Raw genomic sequence first — 12,638 nt, 5'->3', positions numbered from 1 at the left:
ACGGCCCGGGCGCCCTGCCTCGCCGCCGCGCCCGGGGCGGCCCCAGTCCGCTCTCTCGGCCTGGCGGGATGCGCTGGTCGCCAGCCGCGCGAGCTCGGGGTTGAGGACGGTGGCGCCGTCGTCCTCGGCCGAGTCCTCGAAGGAGACGTCCTCGGCGAAGAGGTCGTAGAGGCGCGGCCCGGCCATGACGTGCTGCCACAGCGGCACGGGGCGGTGCTCGGAGACGATCACGGAGGTCGCGCCGCGGACGGTGTCCAGCCAGGCGCCGAACTCCTCGGCGTTGGACACGGTCGCCGAGAGGGACACCACCTGCACATGCTCGGGCAGGTGGATGATGACCTCCTCCCACACCGGCCCGCGGAAGCGGTCTCCGAGGTAGTGGACCTCGTCCATGACCACGCTGGCCAGGCCGGTGAGGGCATCGGAGTCCGCGTAGAGCATGTTGCGCAGGACCTCGGTGGTCATGACCACCACCTCCGCGTCCGGGTTCACCGAGGTGTCGCCCGTCAGGAGTCCGACGCGCTCGGGACCGTGCACCGCGGCGAGGTCCGCGAACTTCTGGTTGCTCAGCGCCTTGATCGGCGTCGTGTAGAAGGCCCGGCCGCCCTGGGACAGGGCCAGGTGCACGGCGAACTCGCCCACGACCGTCTTGCCGGAGCCGGTCGGTGCGGCGACGAGCACCCCGTGGCCGGCCTCGACCTCGGTGCAGGCCTTCACCTGGAACTCGTCGAGGGGGAAGCCGAGGGTGGCCGCGAACTGGGCGAGGCGGCTGCCCGAGTGCTGCCGGGCCCGGCGGGAGGCGGCGTACCGCTCGGCGGGGCTGAGGGCCGGCTCGTCGTCCGGCGAGGGTGTCAGGTGCGGGGAGTCGGCCATGGATCCACCCTAGTGGGGCGTCTGGGCGGGCTCCCAGCAGGTCCGCTGACGGCGAGATCGCCGCGGATCACTCAGAGCTCGTGCAGCGGCTTCGGGCCGGCCGCGATCTCCGCCTCGATGTCCTGCTCTTCCTTTGCCCGCTTCCGGTTGCGGCGCTTGTCGTTGAGCAGGCACAGGCCGATCGCGACCGCGAACAGGGTGAACAGGGGCGCGGCCAGGTAGAACATGGTGATCGCGTCGCCGCCCGGAGCGGCGATCGCCGCGATCAGCGATATGACGAACACGGTGATGCGCCAATGCTTGAGGATGGTGCGGCCCGGGAGCATGCCGAGCATGTTGAGCCCGACCAGCAGCACCGGGAGCACCAGCGCGATGCCGAAGGCGAGGAACAGGCGGAGCAGGAACGGGATGTAGACGTTGGCCGGGATGTAGTTGGTGCCGCCGTCGGGGATGAGCGCCGTGAAGAACTGGACGGCCTGCGGTAGGACCAGATAGCCGATCACCACGCCGCTGACGAAGAGGGGGATGGAGACGGAGAGGAAGGCGATCGCGTACTTCTTCTCCTGGGCCTTCAGGCCGGGCATGATGAACGCCCAGATCTGGTAGAGCCAGATCGGGCTGGAGAGGATGACCCCGATGAACAGGCCGACCTGAAGCAGGATGTCGAAGGACTGGCCCACGGAGTCGAAGTTCAGCGAGGCGAGGATGCCCCGCTCCTGGGCGTCCTGCAACGGCTGCGCCAGGGCGGCCATGACGGGCTCGTAGAGGAAGAACCCCACCACCGTGCCCAGGGCGATGGCGATGCCGGACTTGACGATCCGATTGCGCAGCTCGGTGAGGTGCTCGCGCAGCGGCATCTCTCCGGTCGGGTTGTCCTTGCGGCGGGACCGCCGACGTCGGCTCTCGGGTGGCGCCGCGGCCTCGCGGATCTCCTCCTGGGACACAGCGGGCGTGTCCTGGGCCAGGCGCCTGGGCCGGGCGCGCGGAACCCCCGGCGGCGCCGCCCGTGCCGGGCGCGCTGTCGGGGGTCGACTGCTCCATGCTCATGGGACGCTGTGGCCTCGGAACGGTCAGCGCTTGTCGGCGCGGTGCGAGCCCTCGCGGCCGTCGTGGGCGTCACGGTCGACGATGCGGCCCTCGACCGGGTCGGTGGCGTCAGCGGGACGCTCCTGGCCCTCGGCGTCCTTCTTGGCCTTGCCGTCGTTGCGCATCTCCTTCACCTCAGAGGAGAAGATGCGCATGGACTGACCCAGGTTGCGGGCCATGGCGGGCAGCTTCGGGGCAGCGAAGAGCAGCACCGCGAGGAGGACGATGATGACGAGCTGCCATCCCTGGAGTCCAGCGGGCATGATGAGTTCCTTTCGTCGGAATTCCTGGTCACCAGCGTACAGCGGTTTCGAGCCGCTGCATCGCGGCGGCCGCGCGTTCGCGCACGGCGTGGCGCAACTGGGCCGGTTCGAGCACCTCGAGGTCGCCGGCGTGTGCGGCCACGAGGGCGACGGCCGAGTCCTCGGAGACCAGGCGCACGCGGGTGATGCGGCGGCCGTCGGCGTCCACGGTCTCCTGATCGGGCGTGTAGTCGTCGGCGACGTCCCGGATGCGGTGCGCCCAGGCCAGCACCGCGGGCACGGCCGGGGCCTCGGGGGCCAGCACCGCCTTGGCGGGCCGGCGGCGGGCACGCACGGTCTCCTCGAGGACCTCCACGCCGGACATCCGCTCGACGCGGAAGGTGCGCATGCCCCCGGCACGCCGGCAGTGGCCCTGCAGGTACAGCAGGACGCCGGACTGCACGAGCTGCATAGGCTCCACCTCCCGTTCGGTCACCTCGTCCGTATGGAGGGAGTGGTAGCGCAGGCGCACGAGCCGGCTCCGGTCCACGGCGTCCATGAGGGCGCGGACGGTCTGCGGGTCGGCCTGGACGTCCCAGAAGGACGTCACCGGTGTCGCCGCGAAGGGCTCCTCGCCCGCATCGGGCGTCCCGACGGCGGCTCCCTCGCCCGGGTCGGGCGCGTCTCCGCCAGGCACCGTCGCCGGGGAGGGGTCCACGGGAAGGTCACTGCGCCCGTCCGGCCGGGACTGTCCGGCGTCGTCCAGCAGCTCGCGCAGACGGGCCGCGGCGGTCACCGCGGCGGGACCGATCTCCTCGTCCCGGTGGGGCATCCGGGCGACCAGGTCCAGGGCGGCGGTGAGGCGGTGCGCCTCGGGTGTGGACAGACGGATCGGCGCCGGAAGGTCCTTGGACTGCAGCACCTCCACGATCTCCGACTCGGGGTCCACGTCGAAGAGCCAGCCAGGGAACTCGCGCTCGGGCAGGCCGCAGGTGGTGAGGTCGCGCAGGTCGCGGTCCAGCTGGTCGGCCGAGAGCTCGAGCCGCTCGCGCAGCTCCGCCTTGGTGATGCCGCCGGAGCGGTTGGCCAACCCGACGATGTCCAGCAGACGGCCGACCCGGTCGCGCTGGCCCGGACGCAGGCGCGGGCTGCTCGGACGCTTCAACGCGGGGAGGACGGACAGGTCCGGATCTCCGGCGTGCCGGTCGCGGACACTCCCCCAGGCCTCGTACACCTCGGCGGCGAGGGCCGGGTCGGCGGCGGAGGGCTGGACCACGCCCATGAGCTGCCCGCAGACCTGCTCGAGGCCGTCGTGGGCGGGGCGGTCCATCTCGAACAGCTCCCAGCCCTCACCCGGGGCGGCGCCGTCGGCCGGCTCCGGGTCCACGGCGTCTGCGCGCAGGCGGACGGAATGACCCCGGCCCGGGGCCACCCAGAGCCGGATCCGTTCGCGCTCCCCCTCGCCGCGGCCGAGCAGTCGGTCGCGGATGTCGGCCGGGTTCCAGCCCGCAGGGCGGGAGGGCGCATCCTCCGCGTCGGCGCCGGTGAGGCGTTTCGGAGTGCCGATCACGCGAGTGATCCGGAACAGGCGTTCCTGGCGGCGGTCGAGGTCCCAGCCGGCCGCATACCAGCGGCCGCCGACCTCCAGGGCGGACCAGACGCGCATGCGGCGGGGACGACCCTTCGGCGTCGTCTCCCCGGCTGCGGTGCGATACCCGAAGCTGAGGGTCTGCTGCTCCACGGCAGCGTCGAGGAACAGCTCGAGGCCGGGCGTGATCCGGCGGACGATGCGGGGCAGACCGCGGCCGTGCTCCTCGGTCGCTCCCGGATCCACGAAGAGGCCCACCGCGCGCATGACCTCAGACTGGAGCCGCGCCTCGCTCCACACCTCGCGGGCGTGGAGCAGGGCGCGGCGCTCCGCCGGACTGAAGTCGATCTCCGGCAGGACCAGGTCCTGCGCGTCGACCGAGTAGCGGGCCGGCCCTTCCTCGGGCCGGTCCACGGCGAGGGGGACGCCGATGTCGCGCAGGAGCGCGCGGTCACGTTGGAAGGACTTCTCGAAGTTCTCGTCGTCCAGCCCCTGGTACCCCTCCACGTCCCTGCGGATCTGCTCGGCCGTGTAGCCGCGGCGGGCGTGGAGGAGCATCATGAGCAACGCGATCTGGCGCTCGGTGGTCCGGCGCTCCTGCTCCCCGGACGTGCGTGCCATCGGCGGTGTCCGTTCCCGGTCAGTCGACCGAGACGAGGTCGCAGACGAAGATCAGCGTCTCGTTCGGGCCGATGGCGGAGCCGGCGCCGCGGGCGCCGTAGCCCAGGTGGGGCGGGATCTCGAGGCGGCGGCGGCCGCCGACCTTCATCCCGAGCAGGCCCTGGTCCCAGCCGGCGATGACCTGGCCGACCCCGACGGTCAGGGGCAGCGGGGTGCCCCGGTTCCAGGAGGCGTCGAACTCCTCGCCGGTAGACCAGGCCACGCCCACGTAGTGGACCTGGACGCGGGAGCCGGCCTCGACGGCAGGGCCGGAGCCCTCGATGAGGTCCTCGGCGACGAGCTCGGTGGGCGGGGTGTCGCCCGGGAAGTCCACCTCGGGCTTGGTGCGGTCGTAGTCGCGCTGTCCGAAGGACATGGTGTGTGTTCCTCTCTTGGCAGGTGTGCCGTCGCACGGGGCGCGCACGGCGGGGCGGTGTCCGGGACCGGACTGTGTCGTGGAGGGGACGGGGTCAGCGATCCGACTGCTCGGAGCCCTCGGAGCCCTCGGACCCCTGGTCGCCGGGCTGCGCCGGCGGGGCCTGGGGCTTCGGCGGCTCCTGGGCGTGGAGGACGTCCACCACGAACAGCAGGTCCTCGTCCTTGCCGATGTCCGGCGGGCTGCCCTGCTCGCCGTAGGCCTTGTCGGACGGGATGGAGATCAGGACGCGGGAGCCGACCTTCTGCCCGGCCAGGCCCTCCTTCCAGCCCGGGATGACCTGGTTGAGCGAGAACGTGACCGGGTCGCCGCCGCGCTCCCAGGAGCTGTCGAAGGTCTTTCCCTCGGACCAGGTGACGCCGCTGTACTGGACGGTGACCTGGTCGTCCTCGCCGACCTCGGCGCCGTCGCCCTGGATGAGCGGCTGGACCGTGAGCTCCTTCGGCGCGTCCCCGGAGGGCTTGTCGATCGTCGGGTGGCCGGACTCCTCGTCCACGGTGACCTTCGGCAGGTCCGGGTTCAGGTCCGTGACCTCGGTGCCCTTCGCCTCCTTCGGCAGGATCTCGTTCACCCGGAAGACGTAGAGCGCGGCGGGCATGTCCTGGCCCTGGCTCTCTCCGTCCTCTCCCTCCGGCGCCTTCTGCTCCGGGATGTAGTAGGCGACCTCGGAGCCCGGGGCGCTGGTGCGCAGCATCCGGTACAGCTCCTGGTTCGCGTCCTTGAGGCGCTGGTTGAGCACCACGACCTCCGGGTCGGTGGAGAAGTTCTCCCCCATCACCTTCCCGTCCTCCGGGTTCACGGCGACGGTGGAGACCGTGACGAGGTCCCCGTCCTTCGCCGGGTCGCGGTCCGACGTCTTGAGGACGCGGGTGGAGACCTCGTCCGCCTTGATGGGGGTGTCGGTCTGGACCACGGGGTCCTTGCCCTCGGCGGCGCTCAGGGACACGGACTCCAGCTTCTCGGTCTGGCCGACCCCCGAGCCGGCCTGGGCACGGGGGTAGTCCTCGTCGGACCCGTCCCCGCCCTTGTCCTCGCCGCCGTCCTTCTCGTCCTTGCTGCCCTCGGCGGGGGCCGACGTCGAGGACTCGGCGCCCGAGGGCGCGTGGTCCTCGCCGGGCGAGTCGTCGCCGGAGCACGCGGTCGCCAGCAGCAGTGCGGCCAGGGACAGGGACAGGGCGGTCAGGGGCCGGCGGGTGCGGCCCAGCGGTGTGGTGGAAGTCATGGGCTCCAACATACCCACGGAGTCTGGACTCAGGCTGGATCCACCACGCCGTCGAACAGCCGCTCCACGGACTCCGGGGAGGTCTCGAAGGGGTCCTTCATGGAGATGACGTGCATCGGGAAGTCGTTGAGCTTCATCGTGGTCCAGTCCACGGCGTAGGCGAGCTCCCGTTCCCGGGCCCGGCGGATGAACTCGGAGCGCACCGCCGCACGGGTGGTCTGCGGCGGATCGGTCAGCGCACGCTCGGCCGCGGCCGGATCGATCACCCGCTCCACGCGGCCGCGCTCGAGCAGCACCTGGAAGAGGCCGCGGCCGCGGGCCAGGTCGTGGAAGGCGAGGTCGAGCTGTGCCAGGCGGGGCGAGCCCCAGTCGAGGCCGTGACGCGCGCGGTAGTCCTCGAGCAGGCGGCGCTTGATCGCCCAGTCGATGCGCGTGTCGATGCGGGAGGTGTCCTGGGAGCGGACGGCCTCGAGGACCTCCTCCCAGAGGTCGAGGACCTGTTCCACCCGGTCGTGGTGGGCGCCGTGGGCCTCCACGAACGCATGGGCGCGCTCCAGATAGTGCTCCTGGAGCTCGAGCGCGGAGGCGGTGCCGGTGCGCAGCCGCAGCTGCGCTGTGCCGGTGAGGTCGTGGCTGGCCTCGCGGATCGAGTCCGTGGGATGGGGCATCTCCTTGTCCCCGAGGGACCAGCCGGCCTCGATCATGCGCAGCATCAGGTCGGTGGCGCCGAATCGCAGCAGGTGGGTGTGCTCGGAGAGGTTCGAGTCGCCCACGATCACGTGCAGGCGCCGGTACTGCGAGGCGTCGGCGTGTGGCTCGTCGCGGGTGTTGATGATCGGCCGGGAGCGGGTGGTGGAGGAGGAGACGGCCTCCTGCACGAAGTCGGCGCGCTGGGAGAAGGCGAAGTGCGCCCGGCCCTCACCCTCGGGCCAGACGCAGGCGGGGACCACCCGGCCGGCGCCGACGAGGATCTGCCGGGAGACCAGGAACGGCACGAGGGCGTCGGTGAGCCGGCGGTACTCGCTGCGGCGGCGCAGCAGGTAGTTCTCGTGGGAGCCGTAGGAGCTGCCGGCCGAGTCCGCGTTGTTGCGGTACAGGTACACGGACCCCTCGATGCCGTCGGCACGCATGCGCTCCTCGGCCTGGGCCACCAGGTCCCGCATGATCTCGTCCCCGGCGGCGTCCGAGACGAGCAGCTCGTCCAGCGTCGAGCACTCGGCGGTCGCGTACTCGGGGTGGGAGCCCACGTCCAGGTAGAGCCGGGAGCCGTTCTCCACGAAGACGTTGGAGGACCGTCCCCACTCCACCACGGGGCGGAACAGGTAGCGGGCCACCTCCTCCGGGCTCAGCCGACGTCCCTCGGGGTGCCAGTGCTGCACCCCGTACTCGGTCTCCAGCCCGAAGATCCGGCGGTCACTCACTGGCCGCCCTTCTGCACGAAGCCCTTCACGAACTCCTCGGCGTTGGACTCCAGGACGGTGTCGATCTCGTCCAGCAGGCCGTCAAGGTCCGCGCTCGGTGCGGTGGAGGACTGCTGGGCCTGCTGCTGCAGGCCGGCGTCCTCGCCGCCGTCGCCGCCGCCCTGCTTCTGGTGGTGGATGCGCTCCTGGGCCATGGGTCCTCCTCGGTCGTGGGGATGGGATCTGCTGCGAGCCTACGCGCTCAGAACGCGCCCGTCAGGGCCGTGAGCTCCCGCATCAGCTCGGCCGGCTCGGGGGTGCGTCCGTCCGGGCCCCACCAGCCCGGCAGGTCGTCCGCGCGGCCGCGCAGCGGCTCGACCAGCGGGATGCGGTGCAGCCGGTCGCCCTCCTGCGGACGCAGCAGCACGTTGTCCCCAGGCGGCGCCCACCACCTGGCGGGCATGCCGGCGGACCAGGGACCCGCGCAGCCAGGCCCGCGTGGTCGTCGGTGGATTCCCGACGGCGGCACGCACCTCGTCCTCGTCCGCCAGCACCCGCAGATGGCCGGCCGCCGCCAGCCGCCGGTGCAGCGAGCGGGCCGGTGCCAGGTCCGTGTACTGCAGGTCGAGCATGCCGAGCCGGGGGTCGGACCAGTCCCCGCCGGAGCGGGCGCGCATGCCCTCGAGCAGGCGCAGCTTGGCGGCCCAGTCGGCGCGGTCGGCCAGGGACACCGGATCGGCCGCGGCGTCGTCCAGGTCCTGCCGCCAGGCGGCGAGCACGTCGGCGGTGTCCGCGTCGTCCACCCCGTGGGCGGCGCAGTGGGCCTCGGCGGCCTCCAGATACATACGGAGGATGTCGAGCCCGGTGAGGCGGGCGCGGAGGCGGGTGCCGTCGTCGTGCACCACGGCGGCGGGGACCGCCGCCTGCAGGGACGGGTCCCGGCTGATCGTCTGCAGGGCTGCCACCGGGTCCTCCAGCTCGAGGTGCGGGGCCGTGCCCGCCTCGGCGAGCGTGAGCACCAGCGCGGTCATGCCCATCCGCAGCCAGGTGGCGTGCTGGGACAGGGTGGCGTCGCCGATGATCACGTGGAGGCGGCGGTAGGCGTCGTGGACGGCGTGCGGCTCGTCCCGGGTGTTGACGATCGGCCGGTGGATGGTGGTCTCCAGCCCGACCTGCTCCTCGACGTAGTCCGCGCGCTGGGACAGCTGGAAGCCGGGCTCGGCCCCGTTCGTGCCGATGCCCACCCGTCCGGCGCCCACCAGTACCTGGCGGGCCGTGAAGAACGGCAGCAGGACGGCCACGAGCTCGTCGAAGTCCAGGGCGCGGGCCACCAGGTAGTTCTCGTGCGCGCCGTAGGAGGCGCCCTTCCCGTCCACGTTGTTCTTGTAGAGACGGACCTCGGGGCTGCCCTCCCCGGACGCGATGTGGTCGACGGCGTCCTGCGCGATCAGGTCTCCGGCGGCGTCCCAGACCATCGCGTCCCGGGGGGTCGTGGTCTCCGGCGAGGAGTACTCGGGGTGGGCGTGGTCCACGTACCAGCGGGCGCCGTTGGCCAGCACGGTGTTGACCAGCAGGTGGATCGGTTCGCCGTCGTCGCCGGTGATCGCCTCGTCCGTCAGCTGCGAGGGGTGTGCGGCCGAGCGCGGCATGCGCCACCCGCGGGCGTCCACCAGCGGGGACTCGGCGGAGTAGTCCCACTCGGTCCCCGCCACCGGCGTGCCGCTGCGTGTGGCCCTGTCCGCGTAGGCGTTGACCAGTTCGAGCGAGAGCACCGTGTGATGGGCCTGCGGGTTCGCCGGCGCATGGATCCCGAACTCGGTCTCGGTGCCCATGACCCGGTGCACGCCCCAGCCGGCGGCGTCGCGGCCGTTCGGCGGCTCCTCGGCGCCGGAGGGCATGGTCTCCGGGAACAGCGGGCGCTGACCGGTGAACGCCGGGAACTGGGCCTTCGGCGCCGGCGTGGTGGGCTGGACGGGGCTCATCGGCGCGCCTCCCGGGCGAAGCCGCCGGAGGAGGACCCCCGCAGCATGGTGAGACCGGCCAGGTGGGGGCCGCGCCAGCCGGAGGTGCGTGCCCACTCGGCCGGGGAGACGGTGGCCAGCAGGTCGGTCTGGTCCGCCAGCACCCCGTCCACCGCCTCGAGCAGGTGCACGGTGCGCACGCCGCGGGCCGCGCGGTCCTCGTCGGCGGCCAGCAGGTCCCGGACCGCGTGGCGCTTTGGCCCGGTCCACCACATCCGCCACCACGGCGCCGGAGACGAGGTCCGCCAGGTGGAGGACGGTGGTGCCGCCGGCGGCGTCCGTCAGCTCAGCCAGGGCGGTGCGCGGGCTGCGCTCGTAGAGGGCGTCCACGGTGCGCTCGATCAGGTCCGTGCGCGCCTGCTCGGCGGAGCCGGCGTCCTCGATCTCCTCGTCGTGCAGCGGGACGTCGGCGGTGAGGTGCTTGCCCATGATCTCCGCGGCGCCGGCGCGGTCCGGCCGGTCGATGCGGACCTTCACGTCCAGGCGGCCCGGACGCAGGACGGCCGGGTCGATCATGTCCTCACGGTTGGACGCGCCGATGACGATCACGTTGCCCAGCGACTCCACGCCGTCGATCTCGGCCAGCAGCTGCGGGACGATCGTGGTCTCCACGTCCGAGGACACCCCGGAGCCGCGGGTGCGGAACAGGGACTCCATCTCGTCGAAGAACACCACCACCGGTGCGCCGGCGGCCGCCTTCTCCCGCGCCCGCTCGAAGATGATGCGGATGTGGCGTTCGGTCTCCCCCACGTACTTGTTCAGCAGCTCCGGCCCCTTGATGTTGAGGAACACCGCCGGGTGCCGGGCGGTGGACCGGGCGGAGAGGGAGGAGGCCACGGCCTTGGCGAGCATGGTCTTGCCCGTGCCCGGCGGACCGTAGAGCATGATGCCCTTCGGGGCGCGCAGCCCGTGCTCGGCGTAGAGCTCCGGGTGCAGGAACGGCACCTCCACGGCCTCGCGGATCCGCTCGATCTGCGAGCCGAGGCCGCCGATGTCCGCGAAGGACACGTCCGGCGTCTGCTCCAGCAGGACGTCCTCCACCTCGGAGAGCACCACAGTGTCCAGCGCCCACTCCTGGCGGGGGTCCACGGTGACGGCGTCCCCGTGGCGCAGGTCGGCCTGGGCCAGGGCGGGGCTGCGCCGGACGACGCGCTCCTCGTCCGCCGTGCCGGCCACCACGAGGTCCCCGGAGTCCAGGACCTCCTTGACGCGGAGGATCTGCCCGGCCCGCGGGACATCGGCGATCCCGACGATCGACTGGGTCTCGTCCAGCAGCACCTCGGAGCCCGGCACCAGCCTCGTGGCGTCCAGCAGCGGGGAGACGGCCACGCGCATGCGGCGGCCGTTCTGCACCACGTCCGCTCCCCCGCGCACCACGGCGGCGGACTCGACGCCCTCGCGCGGCTCACGCGGCAGATGCACCTGCTCCAGCAGCGCGTACAGGAAGGGCGGCTGCGTGGTGGCCTCGAGCGCCTGCTTGAGCGTGGTGATCTCCGTGCGGGTGTCCTCGAGCAGGTCCACCATGCGTCGGTTGTTGCGGGCCGCGGTCTGCAGCTGAGCCTCCGCGGCGCGGCGACGCTCCGACTGCGTCGAGGCGTGGCGCTGCGCGGACTCCAGCTGCAGGCGGAGTCGCTCCGCGGTGCCCTGGGCGTCGGAGAGCATGCGGCCGAGCTCGGCGGCGCGCTCCTCGGCGGTGCCGTCGGCTCGGCCGGCGGTGCCGGTGGTGGGGTCGTTCTCGCTCATCGGTCCTCCTCGTGGGGATGAGGTGGTGCAGGTGGGGCCGTCAGCCTCGGGCCGGGTTGCCGTGGGCGAACACGCCCTGTTCGGCCTCCGCGGCGCGGCGGGCGGTGAGACGGGCCTCCTTGAGGTTCTTGCGGGCCTTCTTGTCCGTGACCACGCGCTCGCCGAGGGCCTGCGGGGTCCAGCGCGCCTCGTCTGCCGGGCGCCAGGCCTCGACGTCCTCGTCCTTGAACTCGGAGACCTTGAGACGGCGCTTCATCTTCAGCGCCTCCTCCCCGGAGGCCAGGCGGCGGGCGGTGAGCAGGAAGCCGGTGTGGGCCACCATCCGGTGGTCCGGGCGGACGGCCAGGCCGTCCAGGTGCCAGCCGCGGACGAGCGTCTCGTTGGCCTCGATCTGGGTGAAACGCCCGGACTCGCGGATGGCCTCGGCCACGCGGGAGAGCTGGGTGGCGGTGGCCACGTAGTTGAGCCAGACGCCGCCGGGGGCCAGCACGGTGGCCACGGCGTCCACGCACTCCCAGGGGGCGAGCATGTCCAGGACCACACGGTCCACGGAGTGCGGCTGGTGGATCTCGAGCATCCGCTCCTGCGCGTCGCCGACGTGGATGGACCAGGCCGGGTGCTCGGCGCCGAAGAAGGACTCGACGTTGGCGCGGGCGATCTCCGCGAAGTCCTCGCGACGCTCGTAGGAGTGCAGCTCGCCGCCGTCGCCGATCGCGCGGAGCAGCGACATGGACAGCGCGCCGGAGCCGACGCCGGCCTCCACCACGACGGCACCGGGGAAGATGTCCGCCTGCTGCACGATCTGCCCGGCGTCCTTGGGGTAGACCACGGTGGCGCCGCGCGGCATGGACAGCACGAAGTCGTTCAGCAGCGGACGGAGCACCTGGTAGTCGTGCCCGGAGCTGTTCTGGACCACCACGCCCTCGGGGCCGCCGATCAGGTCGTCGTGCCGCAGCACGCCCTGGTAGCTGTGGAACTGGCCGCCCGGGATGAGGGTGATGGTGTTCAGCCGGCCCTTGGCGTCCTTGATCTGGACACGCTGGCCAGCCCGCAGCGGGCCGCGGCGGGCGCTCACGCCGGTGGGGGCGGGCGTGGGGGTCTGCTCGGTCACGTGGGTGTTCTCCTTCGGTGCCTCGGCGGGGTGCGCTCGAGGGCGTTCAGGACGGCGGTGCGCGCAAGGATGCCCTGCACGGTGCCGTCGGGGCGGGTGACCGCCCACACCGCAGTGTCGGTGGCGGCGAGACGGTCGATCAAGTCGGGTCCGGAGTCCGGATCGGTGCCCGGCCGAAGCACCGCGCCGGCCGGGAGGGCGGCGGCCACCGCGGTGACGGGGGTGAGCCTGCGCCGTGCCTGCGGCACGCGGGCCA

General features: G+C 72.6%; 9 protein-coding genes and 3 pseudogenes. All 12 read right to left on the bottom strand.

The window, feature by feature from the left end:
• Window positions 1-873, bottom strand: an 873-nt coding sequence (locus AC2W7A_RS04025) for a DEAD/DEAH box helicase (protein WP_485990228.1), incomplete at its 3' end; no start/stop codon positions are given.
• Between the two features lie 71 nt (window positions 874-944).
• Window positions 945-1,730 carry a twin-arginine translocase subunit TatC gene (gene tatC / locus AC2W7A_RS04020; protein WP_485990229.1) on the bottom strand — a complete coding sequence of 262 codons (786 nt, stop codon included), beginning with the start codon at window positions 1,728-1,730 and terminating at the stop codon, window positions 945-947.
• Window positions 1,731-1,943: 213 nt separating this feature from the next.
• Window positions 1,944-2,222, bottom strand: coding sequence for a Sec-independent protein translocase subunit TatA (tatA, locus tag AC2W7A_RS04015; RefSeq protein WP_485990227.1), 279 nt, complete (start codon window positions 2,220-2,222; stop codon window positions 1,944-1,946).
• 28 nt (window positions 2,223-2,250) lie between these two features.
• Window positions 2,251-4,410 (bottom strand): helix-turn-helix transcriptional regulator, encoded by a 2,160-nt coding sequence (locus AC2W7A_RS04010; protein ID WP_485990226.1) that lies wholly within the window; start codon window positions 4,408-4,410, stop codon window positions 2,251-2,253.
• 19 nt (window positions 4,411-4,429) lie between these two features.
• Window positions 4,430-4,825 (bottom strand): FKBP-type peptidyl-prolyl cis-trans isomerase, encoded by a 396-nt coding sequence (locus tag AC2W7A_RS04005; protein WP_485990225.1) that lies wholly within the window; start codon window positions 4,823-4,825, stop codon window positions 4,430-4,432.
• A 94-nt stretch (window positions 4,826-4,919) separates the two neighbouring features.
• Window positions 4,920-6,107, bottom strand: a complete 1,188-nt coding sequence (locus AC2W7A_RS04000) for an FKBP-type peptidyl-prolyl cis-trans isomerase (protein WP_485990224.1) — start codon at window positions 6,105-6,107, stop codon at window positions 4,920-4,922.
• Between the two features lie 29 nt (window positions 6,108-6,136).
• The gene (gene pafA, locus AC2W7A_RS03995) at window positions 6,137-7,528 is read right to left on the bottom strand and encodes a Pup--protein ligase (protein WP_485990223.1); all 1,392 of its coding nucleotides are present in this window, start codon (window positions 7,526-7,528) and stop codon (window positions 6,137-6,139) included.
• Window positions 7,525-7,722: a ubiquitin-like protein Pup gene (locus AC2W7A_RS03990; RefSeq protein WP_485990222.1), complete on the bottom strand. Its 198-nt coding sequence runs from the start codon at window positions 7,720-7,722 to the stop codon at window positions 7,525-7,527. Before AC2W7A_RS03990 ends, pafA begins: the two co-directional genes overlap by 4 nt.
• Window positions 7,723-7,761: 39 nt before the next feature.
• Window positions 7,762-9,285: pseudogene (dop, locus tag AC2W7A_RS03985) on the bottom strand (depupylase/deamidase Dop); the annotation flags it as partial.
• A gap of 200 nt (window positions 9,286-9,485) precedes the next feature.
• Window positions 9,486-11,271 (bottom strand): annotated as a pseudogene (gene arc, locus AC2W7A_RS03980) (proteasome ATPase).
• A gap of 40 nt (window positions 11,272-11,311) precedes the next feature.
• Window positions 11,312-12,382: a tRNA (adenine-N1)-methyltransferase gene (locus AC2W7A_RS03975; RefSeq protein ID WP_485990221.1), complete on the bottom strand. Its 1,071-nt coding sequence runs from the start codon at window positions 12,380-12,382 to the stop codon at window positions 11,312-11,314.
• Window positions 12,379-12,638, bottom strand: a pseudogene (locus AC2W7A_RS03970) (hypothetical protein); the annotation flags it as partial. The gene AC2W7A_RS03975 and the pseudogene AC2W7A_RS03970, both read right to left, overlap by 4 nt.

It is taken from the genome of Micrococcus sp. LASM2_SD2 (assembly GCF_057364565.1).
This window is presented reverse-complemented; position numbering and strand designations above follow the sequence as displayed.